A 20,180-nucleotide genomic window follows, 5' to 3' on the forward strand; every position below is an offset into this window, starting at 1 on the left:
GACCCCACCGGGCACCGTGAGCGGGTAGCCCGGAGTGCGACGCCACACGACACCGGGAGGAGCCCCTCATGTTCAAGCACGTCGACCACCTGCAGTTCCAGGCCAAGCCGGAGAAGCCGGACGCGTTCTTCGCCGCGAAGCTCCAGGAGCTGGTGGGCGGGCAGTTCGGTGAGATGACCGTGATGATGCAGTACCTCTGGCAGGGCTGGTCGTGCCGCGTGCCGGGCAAGTACAAGGACATGATCATGGACATCGCGACCGAGGAGATCGGCCACGTCGAGATGCTCACGACCATGCTGGCCCGGCTGCTCGAGGGCGGCCCGGCCGAGGCCACCGAGAAGGCCGCCGCCGCGAACCCGGTGCTCGCCGCGGTCCTCGGCGGGCAGAACCCGCAGCACGCCGTGGTCACCGGCGGCGGCGCGATGCCGACGAACAGCCAGGGCGTGCCGTGGAACGCCGGATACATCGTCGCGAGCGGCAACCTGCTCGCCGACTTCCGGTCCAATGTGGCCGCCGAGGCGCAGAGCCGGCTGCAGACCAGCCGGATCTACAACATGACCGACGACCGCGGGGTCAAGGACATGCTCCAGTTCAACCTTGCCCGCGACACGTACCACCAGCAGCAGTGGCTGCTCGGCATCGAGCAGCTGATCGAGGACGGCTTCACCGAGAACGGGATCGAGGACTCGAACGCCGAGTTCGAGCACCCGGAGGCCAACCACACCTTCTACAGCTTCGACCCGGCCAGCCGGGCGGGCGAGGGCCGGTGGGCGCGCGGCCCGGCGCTGAACGGCAAGGACGAGATCGTCTACGTGCCGGACGCCCAGCCGCTCACCGACGACCGGCCGCTCGGCCCGGCCCCGGACCCGAAGCTGTTCGTCACCTACGACGGCTCGATGGGTAGGGGCAAGCCGGGCACCGGCGCCGGCGCCCACGCCCAGGGCGTCGCCAACGTGGTCAACAAGATCAAGGGCGCCCTCGACTGAGAACGGCCGGATGCGGGCCCGGGCGGAGAGCCGCCCGGGCCCGCGGGCGCGCTGCACCGGGCTCGCCGCGGCTGGACTCGTGGACCGGGGACCGGCTCCGATGAGTGGACCCGGGACTGGCTCCGATGACCTGTCGACGCACGGCCGGCCGAGGGGCAAGCTGGAGGGCATGCCGGAGACGTTCGTCATCGTGGGCGCCAGCCTTGCCGGGACCCGGGCCGCCGAGACCCTGCGGGGGGAGGGCTTCGAGGGCCGGGTCGTTCTGATCGGGGAGGACGAGCGCCTTCCGTACGAGCGACCGCCGCTCTCCAAGGGCCTCCTCCTCGACCAGGCCGATCCCTTCCTGCACGACGAGAGCTGGTATGCCGATCAGCGCATCGAGGTGCGGCTCGGGGAGCGGGTCGAGGACCTGGACGTCGCGGCGAGGACGGTGCACGGCGTCGGCTACGACCGGCTGCTGCTCGCCACCGGCTCGCGCCCGCGCCGGCTGCCCGGATCGGATCACTGCCTCTACCTGCGGACCTACGACGACGCGCTGCGGCTCAAGGACGTCCTGGCGGCGGGCGGCCGGCTGACCGTCGTCGGCTCGGGGTGGATCGGGCTGGAGGTCGCCGCGGCGGCCCGGCAGAGGGACGTGGCGGTCACCGTGATCACGCCGGAGACGGTTCCGCTGCAGAACGTGCTCGGTACCAAGGTCGGGGCGGTCTTCGCCGATCTGCACCGGGCGCACGGCGTCGGCTTCCGGTTCGGCAGCGGCGTCGCGGCGATCGACGGCACCGCGGTGCGGCTCACCGACGGCTCCACGGTGGACGGTGACCACGTGCTGGTGGCGATCGGCGCGCAGCCGAACGTCGAGCTCGCCGAGCGGGCCGGCCTCGCCGTGGACGGCGGCGTGCTCGTCGACGCGCACCACCGGACCAGCGATCCGGCGGTCTTCGCGGCCGGCGACATCGCGAGCGTGGACCATCCGCTCTACCGGACCCGCATCCGCGTCGAGCACTGGGGCAACGCCCTCGACTCCGGGCCGGCCGCGGCCCGCTCGATGCTCGGCGGCGGGTCGCCGTGGACGAAGGTGCCCTACTTCTTCACCGATCAGTACGACCTGGGCATGGAGTACGCCGGCACCCTCGAACCGGGCGCCGAGCTGATCGTCCGCGGCGACCTGGCGAAGCGCGAGTGCATCGTGTTCTGGGTGCTCGACGGCCGGGTCACGGCCGGCATGAACATCAACGTCTGGGACGTCACCGACCAGATCCAGGAACTGATCACGGCCGGCTTCGGCGGGCACCGCGTGGATGTCGCGAGGCTGGCCGACCCCGCGGTGCCGCTGCCCGAGCTGCTCTGAACCCGCTGCTTCAGGACCCGTTGCCGGCGGCCGCCTCGCCGGGCGGGCGGTAGAGCGCGATCGCCAGTTCGGCGGCCGGGGCGTCGGCGGTGGCCCGGGACGCGAACTCCCGGGTGAGCGCGTCGAGGCGGCTCGCGAACTCGTAGAACGTCGCGTCGTCCAGCGGTATCCGCCGCACCTCGACGAGCCGCGGCCCGGCCTGCGACCGGTTGACCTGCTCCGGAACGACCGGATCCGCGAGGTCCGACGAAACCCGCTGCGCCGGCGCAACCGTGGCCAGGGAAGAAACGGCGGCCGGAGGAGAGACAGCGGCCGGGGGAGAAGCGACGGCAGGGGGAGAGACAGCGGCCGGGGGAGAGACGACGGCAGAGGGAGAGGCAGCGGCCGGGGCGTCGGCCAAGGAAGGGGCGTCGGCCGAGCCCGAGGCGCCCTCCGCCTGCTGCGGGGCGGGCGCGTGGGCCGCCTCCACCGTCCACAGCGGAACCGGGAAGCGGCCGGTGCCGGTCCAGGTCAGGCCGGGCAGCGGCGCCGGCATCGGCAGCGGCGGCTGGGCGGCCGCGGCCGTGCTCACGTAGCGGGGCACGGCAACGCCGCGTTCGATCCGGGAGGCGCCGATCCGGACGAGGCCGGCCTGTTCGAGCATGGCGAGGTGGTATTTGACGACGCCGCCGGGCAGCCCGAGCCGCGCGGACAGCCCCGCCACCGTGGCGGGCCCGGCATGCAGCAGCCCCAGAATCCGATCACGAACGTCGTCAGTCATGGCAGACATTGTCGACCTTGATCCACCCGTACAGAAGCCGCCGGTCCGTCCGTCTCAAAAGTGTGGGCCGTCCCGATCGGGGACGGCCCACAGAGGGGTGGACGATCAGCGGCCGGGGGTCTGATCGACCGGCGGGGCGCCGTCGATCGCGTCGGCTGCCACGGCCGCCGCCTTGAGCTCGGCCGGCAGGTCGAGGCTGTCCCGGAGGGTGACCTGCTTCATCGCGAGGGCGGCCACGATGCCGACCACGCCGATGACGGCGGACAGCAGGAAGATGTGCCCGGTCGCGTCGCCGTAGGCGGCCCGCACGATGTGCTGGATCGCCTCCGGGAGCGCGGCCAGGTTCAGGCTGCTCGATCCGCCGGACGAGCCGGCCGGGACGCCCGCGGCCGCCAGGTCGTGGGTGATCTGGTCGGTGACCCGGCGGGCCAGGACGGCGCCGAGGACCGAGACGCCGATGGTGCCGCCGAGTGAGCGGAAGAACGCGACGGTGGCGCTGGCCGAGCCGATGTCCTTGAGGGCGACGGTGTTCTGGACGGCGAGGACCAGGTTCTGCATCGACGATCCGACGCCGGTGCCGACCAGGAACATGCCGACGCCGACGAACCAGAGGGCGGTCTCGTGGTCGATCGTGCTGAGCAGGCCGAAGCCGATGACGAGCAGGACCGCGCCGGCCACGATGTACGGCTTGATCCGGCCGGACTTCGTGATCATGCGGCCGCTGACGATCGAGGAGAGCAGGACGCCGGCCATCATCGGGATGGTGAGCAGGCCGGCCTCGGTCGGGCTGTAGCCGCGGCCGATCTGGAAGTACTGGCCGAGGAAGACGGCGCCGCCGAACATCGCCATGCCGACCGCGAGGCTGGCGAGGATCGCGAGGGCGGTGTTGCGCTCCCGGACGATCGGCAGCGGGACGATCGGCTCGGCGGCCCGGGACTCCACCCACACGGCGAGGGCGAGCAGGGCCAGGGTGCCGCCGACCATGGCGTACGTCTGCCAGGACAGCCAGGCGAAGGTGTCGTCGACGAACGAGATCCAGATGAGCAGCAGGCTCACGCCGGCGGCGATCAGCGTGGCGCCCAGGTAGTCGATCTTCACGTTGTCGCGGCGGACGGTCGGCAGCTTCAGGGTGAACTGGAGCAGCACCAGCGCGACGATGGCGACCGGGACGCCGACGAAGAAGCACCAGCGCCAGCCGAGCCACGAGGTGTCCACGATGAGGCCGCCGAGCAGCGGGCCGCCGACCGTGGCGAGGGCCATCACGCCGCCGAGGTAGCCGTTGTACCGGCCGCGCTCGCGGGGCGGGATCATCGCGGCGATCGCGACCTGGACGAGCGCCTGCAGGCCGCCGACGCCGATGCCCTGGAAGGCGCGGGCCGCGATCAGCTCACCGGCGTTCTGCGCCAGGCCGGCCACCACCGAGCCGGCGATGAAGATCACGATCGAGATCTGGATGAGCAGCTTCTTGTTGAACAGGTCGGCGAGCTTGCCCCAGATCGGGGTGGTCGCGGTCGCCGTGAGCAGGGTGGCGGTGACCACCCAGGTGTACTGGGTCTGCGAGCCGTTCAGCGACCCGATGATCTTCGGCAGGGCGGTGGAGACCACCGTGCTGCTGAGCATCGCGACGAAGAGCACCAGCAGCAGGCCGCTGAGCGCCTCCAGGGTCTGCCGGTGATTCATCGGCCCGGCTTGCGCCGGGGCCGTGGGGGTTGGGGTTGCGCTCACAGCGCCGCCTCCGTCTTTTCCTTGAGTACGGTGTCGATGGCCTGGGCGAATCGGCCGAGGCTGAGGTTGAACGCGGCGACCTCGGCCGGGCTCCAGTCGGCGAGCGCGCGGTCGAGGACCCGCTCGTACCAGTCCACGGTCTCGGCCAGCGCGCCACGGCCCCGGGCGGTGACGACCAGGACCGTCGCCCGCCCGTCGTGCGGGTCCGGCTCGCGGGCCACGAGCCCGTGCGCCACGAGCGCGGCGACGGCCCGGCTCACCGTGGACGGGTCGAGCCCGGACTGGATCGCCAGCTCGCGGGCGTGACAGCCGGCCGGTAGCCGGGAGATCTCGCCGAGCAGGACGAACAGGCCCGCGGGTATCGCGGTGCGTTCGGCCGAGCGGTGCTGTTTGAGCAGCCGGGTCACCTTGAGCAGGTCGTGCAGACGGGTGCCGATCTCGGGCACGGCGCCGTCCATGGCTTCGCCTCCTGGAGCACTTGTTGGTTGCCGCAGACAAGTATCCGCAAAACTTGCACAGCGAGCAACTTTGCACACAGCGAAATTCGGCGGGTACGCGGAGCCACGGTGCTCACGGCGTACGGAAGAGGGGTCTTCGAATTCTCAAGTGGCTGATCCGGTGACCGACTCAGATCTCGACAACCCCCCTCGGATCCCCGTGAAGGAACGCCCGTGCACGTCCCCCGAAGAATGGCCGTGGGCATGACAGCCGCGATGCTCATAGCCGGCCTGAGCGGCTGTGGCACCCTCCAAGAGATCACCAGCAGCAGCAGGCCGCTGCTGGGTGACACGAAGGCCGACCCGTCGCCCGCCGCGACCGTGGCCGCCGGCGCGACGAAGAAGGCCGAGCGGAAGAGCGGCCCGCTCGACACCGGCACCGTCACGCACAAGCTGAAGCAGGGCGGCTTCACGGTGCAGATGACCTACTGGACCTCGGACAACGCGAAGCTCTACACCGCGGACTCGGTCAAGACGATCAACGTGGCCGCGCACATCGAGGACGCCGACAGCAAACACCGGATGAGGGTGAGCACGTTCCAGGTCACCCAGGACGACGGCACCGAGCGCGCCGTGGTCACGAAGGACAGCGGTGACTTCGACGTCACCCCGCCCTACCCCTACAACACCGTGGTGACCCTGCCGCCCGCGACCGCCGGCGCCACCTCGCTCACCCTGACGATCCAGATCGACCTGCTGGTGGAGACGTCGCCGAAGTCGGGCGCCTACTACCGCTCCACCGCGCTCGACACCCTCACCCTGCCGCTGCTCAAGGATGGTGCCACCGGATGAGCGAGACCAGTCCCGGCCTGCGGAGGGCCACCGACCGCCAGATCCTGACACCGCGCAGCGCCAAGGCCGGTCCGCTGGCGCTGCCGCCGGCGCTTCCGCAGCTCAAGGCGCTGGAGAGCGTCGAGACGCTCTCCGGTGAGATCGCCAGCGCGGCGGCGAGCGCCCGCAACGCCACGATCAGCTGCATCATCCCCTGCTACAACGAGCAGGAGACGATCGCCGACGTCCTCAACAGCATCCTGGCGCAGACCCGGCTGCCGGACGTCGTCCACGTCATCATCAACAACACCGACGACGACACCCCGGAGATCGCCCGCCGGTTCGAGGGCCAGCACACCCGCACCGTCAAGGGCGAGGAGTTCGAGACCACGGTCTACGTCCACGACATGGGCGTGAACCCGGACAAGAAGGTGGGCGCGCTCAACTACGGCTACTTCCTGTCCCGGGGCTACGACTTCATCCTCGGCGTCGACGGCGACACCACCCTGGAACGGGACGTCGTCGAGCGGCTCGAGCTGGAGATGACCGACGACCCGCGGATCGGCGGGCTCAGCGCGATCTACAGCATCGACAAGAACCGCTACAAGGGCCTGATGGCGCGGTTCCTGATCGCCGGCCAGCGGGCGCAGTTCGCCGCGTTCAACATGGACAACCTGCTGCGCGGCCGGAACATGGCCGTGCTCGGCGGCCAGTGCAGCCTCTTCCGGATGCGCGCGCTGGAGCAGGTGATGGTCGCCCACCACCAGCAGGCGCCCTGGGTGCGCGACTCCGAGGTCGAGGACAGCAAGCTCTCGCTGCAGATCAAGGACGCCGGATACAGCACGAAGATCAGTTCAACGGCCCGGGCGTACGTGGGTCCGATGACGAACCTGCGCGCCCTGCACGGCCAGCAGGTGAAGTGGAACTTCGGCGCGATCGACCTGTTCTGGCCGGGTCAGCGCGGTGACAACAAGGGCCAGCCGCTGCACCCGAACCTGCGGCTGCGCTGGTACGAGAACATCGCGATGATCTTCAACCTGATGAGCCGGCTCGGCTTCCTGCTGCTGCTGGTCGCCGCGCTCTCGATCGACGCGTTCGTCTTCAACCCGATCTGGCTCATCCCGCCGGCCGTCGCGATGCTGCTGAACCTGCGGCTCGCCCTCGCCATGAAGGACAAGAGCGCCTCCGACATCCTCTACGCGTTCCTGGCCTTCCCGGCCGAGCTCTACATGTGGATCCGGATGGGCCACTTCCTGTCGGCCTGGACCCAGTTCTTCGCCCAGACCGAGAACGACAACTGGGCGGCGCAGGCCAACGCGGAGAAGGGCAAGGGCTCGGCGTACATCATGCCGCTCGTGGTCCTGGTCGCCGTGATGGGCGGCGCGATCTACGCCTGGACGCAGCAGAGCGTGCAGATCCAGTCGGCGATCCTGTCGCTGGGCTGGCCGATCCTGTACATCGCGACGATCGCGCAGACCGTCTTCATGCTCCGCAAGCTGTTCCGCCGCCACCGCGGCTTCACCGTCTGACCTGCCCCGACACGCAGGGCCTAGCCGATCGGCTAGGCCCTGCATCGTTATGATCGCCGCCGTGAGCCTCGACTGGATGTACTCCGCGATCTCGTGGATCCTGCTGCGCTGGCACGGGCTGTGGGAGGCCGCGGGCGTCCCGGACGGTCTCGTCCTCGGCACCAACTGGACGTGGGTCCTCGCGATCGTCTTCCTGGTGGTGACGCTGCGGGCGATCCTCTTCCCGGTCTTCGTGAAGCAGATCAAGTCGCAGCGGGCCATGCAGGCGCTGGCGCCGAAGATGCGCGAGCTCCAGGAGAAGCACAAGGCCGACCCGCAGAAGCTCCAGGCCGAGATGATCGAGCTCTACCGCACGGAGAAGGCGAACCCGCTGATGGGATGCCTTCCGATGCTCGTGCAGATTCCGGTCTTCCTCGGTCTCTTCCACGTCTTGAATCGGCTCAGTCCGGACAATCAAGGCACCACCCGGTACGGGTGGACGACCGCCCAGTTCACCGAGGCCACGCACGCGTCGCTCTTCGACGCCCCGATCGCCGCCACGTTCGGGTCGCCGGCCTCGGAGCTCGCGGCGTTCGGCGCGAGCGGCGGGACCGTGAAGGTCGTGGCCGGCGTGCTCGTGCTGGTCATGATGCTGACGACCTACCTCACCAGCCGGCAGATGATCCTGAAGACCGGGTGGGCCGAGGACCCGCAGCAGAAGATGATCCAGCGGCTGATGCTCTACGGCATCCCGTTCTCGCTGCTCATCTCGGGCGCGCTGTTCCCGATCGGCGTGGTCGTCTACTGGGTGACGAACAACCTGGTCACCCTCGGGCAGCAGCAGTGGGTGCTGCGCAGGTTCCCGCCGGCCCCGATGGCGACCGCTACCGCGCCGGCTCCTTCGGAGACGTCTCCTTCTGGAAATCAATAGCATCGGGAGCGCCGCCGAACTCGTCGGCCATCTCGCCCGCCACGTCGCCCGGCCGCCCGTGACCGTCGCCCGCCGCCAGCCGCGCGTCGGCGGCCGCGAGCGCGTGGTGGCCGGTGGTGAGCACCGCGACGCCGGCCAGGACCACGGCCGCGCCGACCACGAACGGGACGTGCATGCTCCCGTGCTCGACCATCCTGCCCGCGGCGTACGGCGCCAGCCCGCCGCCGATGAACCGGACGAACCCGTAGGCGGCCGACGCGACCGGCCGCTCGACCGGCGAGACCAGCATGACGGCCTGGGTGGTGAGCGTGTTGTTGATGCCGGCCACCACCCCGGACGCGATGACGCAGCCGATGACCACCCCGCGGACGTCGGTGAAGAGCCCGATCAGCAGGAGCAGCACGGCGAAGACGGACAGCGCGCCGTACAGCGAGGGGGCCGTGCCGAACCGGCGCTGCAGCCACGGCGCCCCGGTGATCGAGAAGAACGCGAGCAGCAGGCCCCAGGCGAAGAAGACGAAGCCGAGCTGGATCTCGTTCAGCTCCATCGGGTACGGCGCGTAGCCGAGCATCGTGAAGAAGCCCCAGTTGTAGAGCAGCGCCGTGACGCCCATGGTGAGCAGGCTGCGGTGGCGCAGCGCCTTGATCGGGGCGAGCAGCGGGGTGGGCCGGGCCGGCTTCGGCACCGGCTCGACGAACACCACCGTCGCGAGCAGCGCGATCGCCATCAGCACCGAGACGCCGAAGAACGGGCCGCGCCAGCTGACGTCGCCGAGCAGGCCGCCGATCAGCGGGCCGGCCGCGATGCCGAGGCCGAGCGCCGCCTCGTAGAGCACGATCGCCCCGGCGAACCCGCCGGTCGCCGACGCCACGATGACGGCCAGGGAGGTCGCGATGAACAGGGCGTTGCCGAGACCCCAGCCGGCCCGGAACCCGACGATCCCGTTGATCGAGCCGGACAGGCCGGCGAGCGCGGCGAAGACCACGATGAGCGCGAGGCCGGTGATCAGGGTCGGCTTCGCGCCGATCCGGCTGGCGACCCAGCCGGTGAAGAGCATCGCCACCGCGGTGACCAGCAGATAGCTGGTGAAGAGCAGACTGACCTGGCTGGGCGTGGCGTCCAGTTTCGCGGAGAGGGCCGGGAGGATCGGATCGACGAGACCGATGCCCATGAAGCTGACGACGCAGGCGAACGCGACCGCGTACACGGCACGTGGTTGTTTGAAGAGCATAGGGAAACGCTAGATGCATAATGAGGTTATGGAAAACCCGGCGGGTACGAGTCGTGGGTCACAGTTGCTTCCCGTCCTGGGGCAGCTGGTCCGCTTCCTGCGGCAGATCGACAGCCCGGACAACCCGAGCCCGGTCTCCCTCGCCGTGCTGCGCCGCCTCGACCGGGACGGCCCGGCCCGGGTCACCGACCTCGCCCGCCTGGAACGCGCCTCCCAGCCCGGCATGACCCAGCTGGTCGGCCGGATGGAGAAGGCCGGACTGGTGCGGCGCGCCCCCGACCCGGCGGACGGGCGCGGCGTCCTCGTCGAGGTCACCGGGGAGGGCCGCGACGTGATCACCCGGACGCACGCCCGGTACGAGGCGACCCTCGACGAGCTCTTCGACACCCTCGACGAGACCGACCGCGCCGCGATCGTCGCGGCGCTGCCCGCCCTCGAGCGGCTGGCCCGGGCCGCCACCGACCGTCAGGCGTAGGACCTGGTCCCATTGGGCTGTCATCGATGTGGGGAAGGGTTTAGGGTGGTCGCGCCGGGGGTCGGGCTCTGGCGGTCACACCTCTGCTCGGATCCTCCTCGAGGGTCGAGTGGCCAGCGGGAGCAGATAAATGGCGATTTTTGACGAATTGGCGGGCACGCTGAGCGGGACGGCGAGGGATCAGCCGCCGCTCGTGCTGCTGCACGGCCTCACCTTCGACCGCCGGCAGTGGGCGCCGATGCTGGCCGCGCTGCCCGGCCGGCGGGTGCTCGCGCTCGACCTGCCGGGCCACGGGCAGTCGCCGAGCCAGCGCTCCTACCGGCTGTCCGACGTCGCCGAGCTGGTCAACGGCGCCGTGCACGCCGCCGGCCTGGAGGATCCGGTCGTCGTCGGCCACTCGATCGGCGCGCTGATCGCCACGACGTACGCGGCCCGCTTCCCGGCGCGCGCCGTCGTCAACATCGACCAGCCGCTGCTGCCCGGCAAGATCGGCGCCGTGATCCGGGGCGCCGAGGCGACCCTGCGCGGCCCCGGCTGGCGCGCCGTCTGGGACGAGATGGTGAGCGGCATGGGCGTCGACGCGCTGCCCACCGCCGCCTGGTCGCTGGTCGAGCGCACCTCACGGCCGCGCGCCGACCTGCTCCTCGGCTACTGGGAGGAGATCCTGCGCTGCACCGACGCCGAGATCGAGGAGCAGCGCCGCAAGGACCTGACGGTCCTCGCGGACAAGCAGACCGGCTATCGCTGGGTGGCTTCGGTGCGGCCTTCGCTTTCGTACGAGGGATGGCTCCGCTCCTCGCTGCCCGGCCTCGAGGTGACGGTGCTGGAGGGCGGGCACTTCCCGCACCTGGCCCACCCGCGCGAGGTCGCCGCCCTGCTCTGAGGAGCCAGGACCTAGGGCAGGACGACGCAGCGGCGGCAGCGCGCCTCGTACGAATAGGTGCCGTCGTCCGGAAGCGCCGTGGACGGGGCCAGCTCGCGGATGAAGGGCTTGCCGTGCTCGAGGACCTGGGTGTGGGTGGCGTCCAGGGCCCGGCAGACGTCGCAGACCGCCCGCCGATGGATGACCTTCTCCGGCGCGAGCTCGAACAGGGCCCGCACCGGCGCGAAGAGCTGGCCCCGGTGGTCCAGGTCGATGCCGGCCACGACCACCTTGACGCCGGAGCGGACCGCCACGCCGAGTTCCGCGATGTCGTCGACCGTGAACATGTGGATCTCGTCGACGCCGATCACCTCGACGTCGCCGCCGGCCGCGCCGGCCAGCGAGTGGACCTTGACGGTCTGCAGGCTGCCGCCGGAGCGGGAGGTGACGGTGGTGTCCCGGCCGTGCCGCGCCGACTGGTAGATGCGGTGCGGGATGCCGGCGTGCTGCAACGGCGACAGCAGGCTGATCATCTCCAGCGACTTGCCGCCCTTCATCGGGCCGACGATCACGGTGAGGTCCATGCCGAAGAAGGTGCCACCAGTGTTCACCGGTTCGCCATCCACCCACCCGGCGGCGTTGCCTGCGTCATCTGGTAGCGATGCTTCGAGACGCGGCGGACCCGGGTGGCCCGGCGCTCCCGGAAAGCCCTCAGCGCCGCGGGCACGTCGCCATCCCGGGCCAGCCGCGACGCCAGCGCCAGGGCGTCCTCCAGTGCGGCGCTGTGCGGGCCGGCGTGCGCCGCGTCCCCGATCAGCACCCGGCCGGGCCCGGCCGCGCCGCCGCCGGGGATCTCGTGGAGCGGCGCGAAGTGCGGATCGTCGGCCGCGTCCAGCAGTTCCCCGGCCACCTCGCCGAACCCGCCGAACAGGAATCGCCAGTCGCCGGGCGGCTCCTCCGGCGCCCGGCTGCCGATCACGGCGACGCAGTGGACGTCGCCGTCGCCGAGCGGCAGCGTCTGGAAGCTGCGGCCCCGGCTGCCGAGCCGTGTCGTCCAGGTGCCGGCGGGGACGGCGTCCGAGCGTACGACGAACCGCCAGGAGACCTGCCCGAGGAACCGGGGTTTGATCGACGCGGGCCGGGCCGCCGAGTCGATGCCGTCCGTGCCGACGATCAGGTCGTGATGATCGTTGTCGTTGTCGTTGTCGTTGTCGTTGTCGTTGTCGTTGTCGTTGTCGTTGTCGCTGTCGCTGTCGCTGTCGCTGTCGCTGTCGCTGTCGCTGTCGCTGTCGCTTTTGCGGTCGCCGTCGCCCACGGCATCGAGCAGGATCTCGTGCAGGGCGTTGCTGCGGACGGCGCGGCAGTCGCCGTCGGTGCCCCAGAGGTCGGAAGCGGTCAGCAGGGTGCCGCCGGCGTCCCGGATCTCCCGCCGCAGGACCGGCGCGGCCTCCTTCTCGAGCGCGGTGCCGAGGCCGAGGTCGTTGAGCGCGCGGACGACGTCGCCGGGCAGGTAGAGGCCGGTGCCGCCGGTTCGCGGGGCGGGGGAGCGCTCGACGATGTCCGCGTCGATGCCGGTGCGGGTGAGCGCGTGCTTGAGCGCGAGGCCGACGATGCCGGCGCCGACGATCAGGATGCGGGGGTTCACGGGCGTCTCTCCCTGTGCCGGGCGGTGTCGATCAGTATCACATACTCCATCGACCGGCTGGGTAGGCATTATCGGCGCAGCAGGGCGCGAACCTCAGGCCGGGTAGGCACTATCGGCGCAGCAGGGCGCGGACCTCCGGCTCGGTGGGCATGGCGTCGGCGCAGGCGAGACGGGATGCCACCAGCGCGCCCGCGGCGTTGCCGAACCGCAGCGTGGTCGCCAGGTCCCAGCCGGACAGCAGGCCGTGACAGAGCGCCCCGCCGAACGCGTCGCCCGCGCCCAGGCCGTTGACCACCTCGATCGGCACGGGCGGCACCCGGACGAACTCACCGGTGGACCGGCGGGAGGCCGTGACGCCGTCCGGGCCCTGCTTCACCACGGCGAGGTCGACCCCGGCGGCGTGCAGGGCGGCGACCGCGTCGGCCGGGTCGCGGGTGCCCACCGCGGTGAAGCACTCGTCGAGGTTGCCCACGGCGATGGTGCAGTGCGGCAGCGCCCGGTCGTAGTACCGGCGGGCCTCGTCCCGGGACGGCCAGAACATCGGGCGGTAGTCCAGGTCGAAGACGGTCATGCCCGCCCTGTCGCGGGCCTCGAGCGCGCGTAGCGTCGCGGTCCGGGACGGGTCCTGCGACAGTCCCGTGCCGGTCATCCAGAAGACCCGCGCCGCGCGGATCGCGCCGAGGTCGAGATCGCCGGCGTGGATCTCCAGGTCGGGGGCCTTCGGATAGCGGTAGAAGAGCAGCGGGAAGTCGTCCGGCGGGAAGATCTCGCAGAACGTGATCGGGGTGGGCAGCCCCGGGACCGGCGTGACGAAGCGGTCCGAGACGCCGAAGCCGCGCAGCGCCCGATGCAGGAACTCGCCGAACGGGTCGGCGCCGGTGCGCGTGATGATGGCGCTGCGCCGGCCGTACCGGGCGGCCGCCACCGCGACGTTGGCCGGGCTGCCGCCCAGGAACTTCGCGAACGTGCTGACCTCGGCCAGCGGCACCCCGATCTGTTCCGGATAGAGGTCGACGCCGATGCGCCCGATCGTCAGCACCTCGTCAGCGGCCATCCCTCATTATCCTCGGCTCATGATGATCGTGCCGATGGCCGACGCGCACGCGGAGCAGGTGCTGGAGATCTATCGGCTCGGGATCGAGGGCGGCGACGCCACGTTCGAGACGGCGGTTCCGGATTGGGCCGCGTTCTCGGCGTCCCGCCTGCCCGGCCACCGGTTCGTGGCCGTCGGCGCGGACGGCGAGGTGCTCGGCTGGGCCGCCGTGAGCCGGGTGTCGGAGCGCCGCGTGTACGAGGGGGTGGTCGAGCACTCGGTCTACGTCCACCCCTCCGCCGCCGGCCGCGGGATCGGGAAGGCGCTGCTCCGGGCGTTGATCGCGTCCACCGAGGCGGCCGGCGTCTGGACGGTGCAGTCGGGGGTGTTCCCGGAGAACGCGGCGAGCCTCGCCCTGCACGCGGCCTGCGGGTTCCGGGTGGTCGGTACGCGGTCGCGGGTCGCCCGGCACCACGGCCTCTGGCGCGACGTCGTGCTGCTGGAGCGCCGCAGCCCGATCGTGGACTGAGATTCTGTCGTACCCCGGGTCTAGGTTCTCCAGCATGGCGATTCCCGACCGGGTGCCGATCGCGCACGAGCCCGGCTACCACACCGACACCATCGGCACCTTCGACGGCGGCCAGTTCTTCGGGTCGGTGACGGCCACCCTCGAGCCCGGCGCGGGCGACGACGACTGGCCGCGCCACAAACGCTGGTGGGCCGTGCTGCACCGGTTCGACGACGCCGGCGCGCACACCGGGTCGGAGATCTGGTTCGCCGGCACCAGCGAGGACGAGCACGGCTCGATCAAGAAGGCCGAGGAGCGTCTCGGCGGCTGGCTCGACGCGCTCGCCGGCCGGGCCTACGGTGACATCGCCGTCGGGCTGTTCCGGGTCGAGGTCGAGGGGCACGTGTTCGGCCTGGTGGACTGGAGCGAGGAATACGACGGCGCCGACCACGCCGAGCTCCTGCCGAACGAGCTGGGGTTCGACCCGCCGTGGGACGGCCTCTACGACACCTGACGACACGGCGAGGCCCGGCCGGCGGCCGGGCCTCGATCGCGGAGCACTAGTCCTTGCTCAGGTCCTCCTTGTAGGTCGCCCCGCCGTCCGACTCCTTGCGCAGCGGCCGCGCGCCACCCTCGGGCGGTCCGGCGAGGGACTGCTCACCGGCGGCCAGGTGCGGGAACTTCTCGTCGAACGCGGGACGCTCGGAGCGGATCCGCGGCATGTGGTTGAAGTTGCGCAGGGGCGGCGGCGTGGTGGTCGCCCACTCGAGCGAGTTGCCGTGGCCCCACGGGTCGTTGGCGGTGACGACGACGCCGACCTTGTACGACTTCCACACGTTGTAGACGAACGGCAGCGTCGCGATGCCCAGCACGAACGAGCCGATCGACGAGAACGTGTTGAGGAAGGTGAACCCGTCGGACGGGAGGTAGTCGGCGTACCGCCGGGGCATGCCCTCGGTGCCGAGCCAGTGCTGCACCAGGAACGTCGCGTGGAACCCGATCATGGTGAGCCAGAAGTGCACCTTGGCGAGGCGCTCGTCGAGGTAACGGCCGAACATCTTCGGGAACCAGAAGTAGATGCCGGAGAAGACGGCGAACACGATGGTGCCGAACAGCACGTAGTGGAAGTGCGCGATCACGAAGTACGAGTCGGAGACGTGGAAGTCGATCGGCGGGGCGGCGAGCAGCACGCCGGACAGGCCGCCGAACAGGAAGGTGACCATGAAGCCGACCGCCCACAGCATCGGTGACTCGAAGCTGATCTGGCCGCGCCACATCGTGCCGATCCACACGAAGAACTTCATGCCGGTCGGCACCGCGATCATGAAGCTCAGGAAGCTGAAGAACGGCAGCAGCACCTGGCCGGTCGCGAACATGTGGTGCGCCCACACCGACATCGACAGCGCGCCGATCAGCAGGGTCGCGGCGACGAGGCCCTTGTAACCGAAGACCGGCTTGCGGCTGAAGACCGGGATGACCTCGGTGATGATGCCGAAGAACGGCAGCGCGATGACGTACACCTCGGGATGGCCGAAGAACCAGAACAGATGCTGCCAGAGCATCGGCCCCCCGGTCGCCACGTCGAATACGTGGGCTCCGAGGACGCGGTCGGCGGCGAGGGCGAAGAGCGCGGCCGCCAGGAACGGGAAGATCAGGATGACCAGGAGGCTGGTGACCAGCATGTTCCAGGTCAGGATCGGCATCCGGAACATGGTCATGCCGGGCGCGCGCAGGGTGATGATCGTGGTGATCAGGTTGACCGCGCCGAGGATGGAGCCGAGACCACCGATCGCGAGGCCGACCACCCAGGCGTTGCCGCCGATGCCGGGGGAGTGCAGCGAGTCGCTGAGCGGTGTGTACGCGAACCAGCCGAAGTCGGCGGCGCCACCCGGCATGATGAAGCCGCTCATCGCGGTCAGCGTGCCGAACAGGTAGAGCCAGTACGCGAACGCGTTCAGCCGCGGGAACGCGACGTCCGGCGCGCCGATCTGGATCGGGACGACGTAGTTGGCGAACGCGAACACGATCGGCGTCGCGAAGAACAGCAGCATCGCCGTGCCGTGCATGGTGAACAGCTGGTTGAACTGCTCCGGCGAGAGGATCTGCATGCCCGGACGGGCCAGTTCGGCACGCATGAGCAGAGCCATGAGCCCGCCGACCATGTAGAACACGATCGACGTGATCATGTACATGATCCCGATCTGCTTCGCGTCGGTCGTACGCAGGATCCGGGTCAGCGCCGAACCCTTCACCTGCCGGCGCAGCGAGTGGGGCCGGGTGACGGTCGGCCTGGGGGCGACGGTGGTCATGCAAGCTCCTCAGCTTGGCAAATTCTGTAGCTCACCCCCTGTTATAGGCTCATGGCGCGGTATTTCGTGCCGGATCGCCACATCCCCTACATGGACGTGGCGGCGGTGATAGGACCTAGAACCATGCTGGAGGAGAAGGACCGGCGCGCCCTCGAGGACATCGAGCAGCGGCTGGCCGCCGGCGACCCGGCCTTTGTGCGACGGATGAGCGAACCGCCCCGCCGCCCGTTCCCGTTCCTGACCGTGCTCTGCGTCGCCGTGTTCCTGGTGATGCCGTTCATCGGGCTGTTCCTCGGGCCGACGGCGGCCCTCATCGTCGCCGACCTGGCCGCCGTCACGGTCGTCGTGGTCCTGGTCCTACGGCACCGCAGGGACAAACTCTGAGATCGGCAGCACCGTGGCCTGCGCCGGGAACACGAGCGGGTCACTGTCGAGGCAGCCGTCCGCCAGCACCGTGAGCCGATGATCCAGATCGGCCGCCTGCCGGCGAAAGCGGACACCCGGCGCTTGGTCACCACGATGTCGCCCTTCTGCGGACCAACCTCCTCGTGTACGTCGTGAGCTAGTGGGGGATGTCCCGGCCGGCCAGGCCGCCGAACATCGGGTTGTCCGGGCTGACCTCCGCACAGCCACACCGGCACCGGCCGTTCCTAGGAATGGGCGTGCGATCGGCGTTCCTGGGCACGCCACCGCTTTCCTGGGAACGGGTGCGCTGTGGGCGTTCCTGGGCAGGGGCCCGGTGCGACGTCGGCGCGGGCGGTGGGCGGGTCAGGTGCGGTAGGCGGATACCGTCGCCTGGAGGTCGGCTGCCGTGCGGGCCAGTTCGGCGGCTGTCCGCTGGGTCTCGGAGGCGCCGGCTGTCACCTGCTGGGCGGCCTGCGCCACGCCCGCGATGGTGCCGGCGATCGCGGTCGAGCCCTCGGCGGCCTGGCCCACGCTGCGGGCGATCTCGGCCGTCGTGGCGGTCTGCTCCTCGACGGCCGCGGCGATCGTCGTGGCGTAGTCGTTGATCGTGGCGATGACCTGGGCGATCTGCTGGATGGCGTGGACCGCGCCGTCCGTCTCGGCCTGGATCGACGCCACCTGGGCGGTGATCTCGCTGGTCGCGCGGGCGGTCTCCTGGGCCAGATCCTTCACCTCGGACGCCACCACGGCGAAGCCCTTGCCCGCGGCGCCGGCCCGGGCCGCCTCGATCGTGGCGTTCAGGGCGAGCAGGTTCGTCTGCTCGGCGATCGAGGTGATCAGCGCGACGACCGTGCTGATCTGCGCGGACGCCTCGCCGAGCCGGGACACGCTGGTGTTCGTGCTCTCCGCGGTGCGGGCGGCCTCGGCGGCGACGCCGGCCGCCTCGTTCGCGCTGTTCGCGATCTCCCGGATCGACACGCCCATCTCGTCGGCGCCGGCGGAGACCGCCTGTACGCCTTCGGAGACCCGGCCGGCCGACGCGGAGACCGTGCTGACCTGCGCGGACGTCTCCTCGGCGGAGACCGAGAGCTCGGACGAGACGGAGGACAGCTCCTCGGAGGCGGAGGCGAGCACGTCGGCGCTGCTGTGCACCTTGCCGACCATCCCGGCCATCGCGGCGGCCGTGTGGTTCAGCGCCTCGGCCATCTGCCCGACCTCGTCGGCGCTGTCCACCTCGGCGCGCGACGTCAGGTCCCCGTCGCGGATGCGGTTCAGGACGGCCACGCAGCGCGACAGCGGACGTACGATCATGCGGCTCGTCACGACGGCGAGCGTGACGCCGACGAGAGCGCTCAGGCTCAGCATGATCGCCACGCGCCACTTGGTCGACTGGTAGAGGTCCTCGGCGCTCTCCTCCTGTGCGGCGGTGCCCTCGACGGTCAGCTCGGCCAGCGACGTGAGCTGGCCGCGCACCTCGGTCATGAGCGGCGCGACCTGCTCGGTGCGCACCCGGTCGATCCGGGCGGGGGTGCCGGTCCCGGCGAGGGGCAGCAGGGTGTCGCTGACCACGCTGAGGTACTGCGACCAGGAGTTGCGGAAGGCGGCGAGGGCGTCGCCGGCGTCGGCCTCGATCGGGTGCGCCTGGAACTCGTCCGCGTATTTCTCGACGTCCTCCTTCGCCGTGTCGAAGGCCGTCGCCGCGGTGGCCCGGGTGCCGGCGTCGCCCGCCAGCAGGTCGTCGGAGACCGCGAGCCAGGTCCGGTTCACCGCGGACCGCAGGTTGCCGATCGTCTCCAGTTCGAGGCTGTGCTGGTAGCCGGCCTTCACCTGGTCGTTGGTCTCGCCGAGGCTGGTCATGGCGAACAGGCCGTCGGCCACCCCGAGGGCCGCGACCACGAGCACCGCGAACATGATCTTCGTGCTCACGCTGCGATCGGTCAGCCAGCGAAAACGTCCGGTCACTATGTCACAGTGGCACCGGTGACCCGGTCCGATCAGCCCAACGCGGTTTAAACCTGCTCAGCGAGCACGTTTGCCACCTCGGCACGCATCGGATCGGGGTTCGACCAGCTCCAGTTCGGGTGCGCCCGGTTCGTCAGCAGGGCCAGCACCAGCCGGTGGCCGGGATGGACCAGCAGGGACGTGCCGGTGAAGCCGGTGTGCCCGAACGTCGACGCCGACGACAGCCGGCCCATGAACCAGGGCTGGCGCAGCGTGACGCCGAGCCCGTGGTCGGAGGGGCGCTTCGGGCGGTCCGGGTCGATCGCGGGCAGCCCCGCGTTCTGGTTGGTGAGCATCTCGGCGACCGTGGACGCGGCCAGCACCCGCTTGCCGTTGTAGATCCCGCCGTTCAGCAGCAGCTGGCCGATCACGGCGACCTCGTGCGCGGTGCCGAAGATCCCGGCGCTGCCGATGACGCCGCCGAGCTTGGCGGCCACGTCGTCGTGCACCACTCCGCGCAGCAGGCCGCGGGAGGTCCGGGCGTCGGTGGCGACGAGACGCTTCGCCTGCTCGGCCTTGGGAAGCCAGGTCAGCGGGTTGAAGCCGGTGGTGGCGAGGCCGAGCGGGCCGGTGATGCCGTTCCTCAGCGCGACGTCGAGCCTCGTGCCGGTCGCCTTCTTCACCAGTTCGGCGGCGACCATGAGCCCGGTGCTGGAGTAGCGGAACGTGCTCCCCGGCACGGCGCCCGCGACCATCGGGGTGCCGAGCACGTTCTTCACGTCCGCCCCGACCGGCAGCCCACTCGTGTGCGTCAGCAGCATGCGTACGGTGATCCGGCTCTTGCCCTTGCCGGTGAAAGCGGGAAGGTAGCGGGTCACCGGCGCGTCCAGATCGATCGTGCCCTTCTCCACCTGCTGGAGCAGCAGGATCGCCGTGTAGACCTTGGTGAGCGAGGCGAGGTCGAAGATCGAATCCGTGCGCATGCCCACGCGCCGGGCGGCCGGAAGCTCGACCGGGCCGGACCGGTAGCGGAGGGCGTGGCCGACCGCGACCTTGGCGGCGACCCGGCCGTCCCGCAGGACCACGGCCACGGCGCCGGCATAGGTGGGATGCTTCGGGCGCGGCGTGAGGTGCTTGGTCAGCACCGCTGTCAATGGCGCAGGGTCAAAAGACGATTTTTCGGAAATGTCCGAAACGTCCTTGGTCGGCTGCGAGCGTGGCGGCTGTGAGCGTGCCGACTGCGCTTCG

Annotated in this window: 20 protein-coding genes; 10 read left to right on the forward strand and 10 right to left on the reverse strand. The window is 70.5% G+C overall.

The genetic code is table 11. The features are described from left to right. Window positions 1-68: 68 nt before the first annotated feature. Together AB0G10_RS08780 and AB0G10_RS08785 are read left to right on the forward strand one after the other, a co-directional pair. The gene (locus AB0G10_RS08780) at window positions 69-986 is read left to right on the forward strand and encodes a manganese catalase family protein (RefSeq protein WP_360918180.1); all 918 of its coding nucleotides are present in this window, start codon (window positions 69-71) and stop codon (window positions 984-986) included. Window positions 987-1,155: 169 nt separating this feature from the next. Further along, window positions 1,156-2,331 carry an FAD-dependent oxidoreductase gene (locus AB0G10_RS08785; RefSeq protein WP_360918181.1) on the forward strand — a complete coding sequence of 392 codons (1,176 nt, stop codon included), beginning with the start codon at window positions 1,156-1,158 and terminating at the stop codon, window positions 2,329-2,331. Between the two features lie 10 nt (window positions 2,332-2,341). Here AB0G10_RS08785 and AB0G10_RS08790 read toward each other — a convergent pair whose 3' ends face one another. The 3 genes from AB0G10_RS08790 to AB0G10_RS08800 form a co-directional block, all read right to left on the reverse strand. Then, entirely contained in the window at window positions 2,342-3,091 is a 750-nt protein-coding gene (locus tag AB0G10_RS08790; RefSeq protein ID WP_360918182.1) for a winged helix-turn-helix domain-containing protein, read from the reverse strand. Window positions 3,092-3,196: 105 nt separating this feature from the next. Beyond that, window positions 3,197-4,771, reverse strand: coding sequence for an MDR family MFS transporter (locus AB0G10_RS08795; protein ID WP_360918183.1), 1,575 nt, complete (start codon window positions 4,769-4,771; stop codon window positions 3,197-3,199). Window positions 4,772-4,812: 41 nt separating this feature from the next. Next, window positions 4,813-5,274 (reverse strand): MarR family transcriptional regulator, encoded by a 462-nt coding sequence (locus AB0G10_RS08800; protein WP_360918184.1) that lies wholly within the window; start codon window positions 5,272-5,274, stop codon window positions 4,813-4,815. Window positions 5,275-5,517: 243 nt separating this feature from the next. Between AB0G10_RS08800 and AB0G10_RS08805 the strand changes: the two genes are divergently transcribed. The 3 genes from AB0G10_RS08805 to yidC are packed head-to-tail and all read left to right on the forward strand — an operon-like array spanning window position 5,518 to window position 8,523. Beyond that, window positions 5,518-6,105, forward strand: coding sequence for a hypothetical protein (locus AB0G10_RS08805; protein WP_360918185.1), 588 nt, complete (start codon window positions 5,518-5,520; stop codon window positions 6,103-6,105). Next, window positions 6,102-7,613, forward strand: coding sequence for a glycosyltransferase family 2 protein (locus AB0G10_RS08810; protein WP_360918186.1), 1,512 nt, complete (start codon window positions 6,102-6,104; stop codon window positions 7,611-7,613). The genes AB0G10_RS08805 and AB0G10_RS08810 overlap by 4 nt, the downstream gene beginning before the upstream one ends. Window positions 7,614-7,662: 49 nt before the next feature. Further along, window positions 7,663-8,523, forward strand: coding sequence for a membrane protein insertase YidC (yidC, locus tag AB0G10_RS08815; RefSeq protein WP_360918187.1), 861 nt, complete (start codon window positions 7,663-7,665; stop codon window positions 8,521-8,523). Here the strand turns inward: yidC and AB0G10_RS08820 are convergent. After that, window positions 8,477-9,754 carry an MFS transporter gene (locus AB0G10_RS08820; RefSeq protein ID WP_360918188.1) on the reverse strand — a complete coding sequence of 426 codons (1,278 nt, stop codon included), beginning with the start codon at window positions 9,752-9,754 and terminating at the stop codon, window positions 8,477-8,479. The genes yidC and AB0G10_RS08820 overlap by 47 nt on opposite strands. Window positions 9,755-9,818: 64 nt before the next feature. On the opposite strand from AB0G10_RS08820, the gene AB0G10_RS08825 reads away from it, so the two are divergent. Beyond that, the gene (locus AB0G10_RS08825) at window positions 9,819-10,229 is read left to right on the forward strand and encodes a MarR family transcriptional regulator (RefSeq protein ID WP_360918189.1); all 411 of its coding nucleotides are present in this window, start codon (window positions 9,819-9,821) and stop codon (window positions 10,227-10,229) included. A 130-nt stretch (window positions 10,230-10,359) separates the two neighbouring features. After that, window positions 10,360-11,112 carry an alpha/beta hydrolase gene (locus AB0G10_RS08830; protein ID WP_360918190.1) on the forward strand — a complete coding sequence of 251 codons (753 nt, stop codon included), beginning with the start codon at window positions 10,360-10,362 and terminating at the stop codon, window positions 11,110-11,112. A gap of 11 nt (window positions 11,113-11,123) precedes the next feature. On the opposite strand, the gene AB0G10_RS08835 is transcribed toward AB0G10_RS08830, so the two are convergent. The 3 genes from AB0G10_RS08835 to iolC all read right to left on the reverse strand — a co-directional run bounded on the left by AB0G10_RS08835 (window position 11,124) and on the right by iolC (window position 13,790). Beyond that, window positions 11,124-11,675, reverse strand: a complete 552-nt coding sequence (locus AB0G10_RS08835) for a thymidine kinase (RefSeq protein ID WP_360918191.1) — start codon at window positions 11,673-11,675, stop codon at window positions 11,124-11,126. A 23-nt stretch (window positions 11,676-11,698) separates the two neighbouring features. Next, window positions 11,699-12,736: an FAD-dependent monooxygenase gene (locus AB0G10_RS08840; RefSeq protein WP_360918192.1), complete on the reverse strand. Its 1,038-nt coding sequence runs from the start codon at window positions 12,734-12,736 to the stop codon at window positions 11,699-11,701. A gap of 109 nt (window positions 12,737-12,845) precedes the next feature. After that, window positions 12,846-13,790, reverse strand: coding sequence for a 5-dehydro-2-deoxygluconokinase (iolC, locus tag AB0G10_RS08845; protein ID WP_360918193.1), 945 nt, complete (start codon window positions 13,788-13,790; stop codon window positions 12,846-12,848). A 19-nt stretch (window positions 13,791-13,809) separates the two neighbouring features. On the opposite strand from iolC, the gene AB0G10_RS08850 reads away from it, so the two are divergent. Continuing rightward, window positions 13,810-14,298, forward strand: a complete 489-nt coding sequence (locus AB0G10_RS08850; RefSeq protein WP_360918194.1) for an N-acetyltransferase family protein — start codon at window positions 13,810-13,812, stop codon at window positions 14,296-14,298. A gap of 34 nt (window positions 14,299-14,332) precedes the next feature. Continuing rightward, complete coding sequence (locus AB0G10_RS08855; protein ID WP_360918195.1) at window positions 14,333-14,791, forward strand: hypothetical protein; 459 nt, start codon at window positions 14,333-14,335, stop codon at window positions 14,789-14,791. A gap of 46 nt (window positions 14,792-14,837) precedes the next feature. Here AB0G10_RS08855 and ctaD read toward each other — a convergent pair whose 3' ends face one another. Further along, window positions 14,838-16,586, reverse strand: coding sequence for a cytochrome c oxidase subunit I (gene ctaD, locus AB0G10_RS08860; protein WP_360918196.1), 1,749 nt, complete (start codon window positions 16,584-16,586; stop codon window positions 14,838-14,840). Window positions 16,587-16,637: 51 nt separating this feature from the next. Here ctaD and AB0G10_RS08865 point away from each other — a divergent pair, with 51 nt between their 5' ends. Further along, the gene (locus AB0G10_RS08865; protein WP_360918197.1) at window positions 16,638-16,970 is read left to right on the forward strand and encodes a DUF3040 domain-containing protein; all 333 of its coding nucleotides are present in this window, start codon (window positions 16,638-16,640) and stop codon (window positions 16,968-16,970) included. A gap of 384 nt (window positions 16,971-17,354) precedes the next feature. On the opposite strand, the gene AB0G10_RS08870 is transcribed toward AB0G10_RS08865, so the two are convergent. Continuing rightward, window positions 17,355-18,917: a methyl-accepting chemotaxis protein gene (locus AB0G10_RS08870; protein ID WP_360918198.1), complete on the reverse strand. Its 1,563-nt coding sequence runs from the start codon at window positions 18,915-18,917 to the stop codon at window positions 17,355-17,357. Between the two features lie 83 nt (window positions 18,918-19,000). Continuing rightward, the gene (locus tag AB0G10_RS08875) at window positions 19,001-20,077 is read right to left on the reverse strand and encodes a serine hydrolase domain-containing protein (RefSeq protein WP_360920655.1); all 1,077 of its coding nucleotides are present in this window, start codon (window positions 20,075-20,077) and stop codon (window positions 19,001-19,003) included. Window positions 20,078-20,180 lie beyond the last annotated feature (103 nt).

Origin of the sequence: Actinoplanes sp. NPDC023714 (assembly GCF_040639855.1) — a bacterium.
Lineage (GTDB): Bacteria > Actinomycetota > Actinomycetes > Mycobacteriales > Micromonosporaceae > Actinoplanes.

Coding starts and splice junctions, on each gene's coding strand:
- AB0G10_RS08780 (WP_360918180.1), top strand. CDS start 69: ATGTTCAAGCACGTCGACCACCTGCAGTTCCAGGCCAAGCCGGAGAAG.
- AB0G10_RS08785 (WP_360918181.1), top strand. CDS start 1,156: ATGCCGGAGACGTTCGTCATCGTGGGCGCCAGCCTTGCCGGGACCCGG.
- AB0G10_RS08790 (WP_360918182.1), bottom strand. CDS start 3,091: ATGACTGACGACGTTCGTGATCGGATTCTGGGGCTGCTGCATGCCGGG.
- AB0G10_RS08795 (WP_360918183.1), bottom strand. CDS start 4,771: ATGAATCACCGGCAGACCCTGGAGGCGCTCAGCGGCCTGCTGCTGGTG.
- AB0G10_RS08800 (WP_360918184.1), bottom strand. CDS start 5,274: ATGGACGGCGCCGTGCCCGAGATCGGCACCCGTCTGCACGACCTGCTC.
- AB0G10_RS08805 (WP_360918185.1), top strand. CDS start 5,518: ATGACAGCCGCGATGCTCATAGCCGGCCTGAGCGGCTGTGGCACCCTC.
- AB0G10_RS08810 (WP_360918186.1), top strand. CDS start 6,102: ATGAGCGAGACCAGTCCCGGCCTGCGGAGGGCCACCGACCGCCAGATC.
- yidC (WP_360918187.1), top strand. CDS start 7,663: ATGATCGCCGCCGTGAGCCTCGACTGGATGTACTCCGCGATCTCGTGG.
- AB0G10_RS08820 (WP_360918188.1), bottom strand. CDS start 9,754: ATGCTCTTCAAACAACCACGTGCCGTGTACGCGGTCGCGTTCGCCTGC.
- AB0G10_RS08830 (WP_360918190.1), top strand. CDS start 10,360: ATGGCGATTTTTGACGAATTGGCGGGCACGCTGAGCGGGACGGCGAGG.
- AB0G10_RS08835 (WP_360918191.1), bottom strand. CDS start 11,675: ATGGACCTCACCGTGATCGTCGGCCCGATGAAGGGCGGCAAGTCGCTG.
- iolC (WP_360918193.1), bottom strand. CDS start 13,790: ATGGCCGCTGACGAGGTGCTGACGATCGGGCGCATCGGCGTCGACCTC.
- AB0G10_RS08850 (WP_360918194.1), top strand. CDS start 13,810: ATGATGATCGTGCCGATGGCCGACGCGCACGCGGAGCAGGTGCTGGAG.
- AB0G10_RS08855 (WP_360918195.1), top strand. CDS start 14,333: ATGGCGATTCCCGACCGGGTGCCGATCGCGCACGAGCCCGGCTACCAC.
- ctaD (WP_360918196.1), bottom strand. CDS start 16,586: ATGACCACCGTCGCCCCCAGGCCGACCGTCACCCGGCCCCACTCGCTG.
- AB0G10_RS08865 (WP_360918197.1), top strand. CDS start 16,638: ATGGCGCGGTATTTCGTGCCGGATCGCCACATCCCCTACATGGACGTG.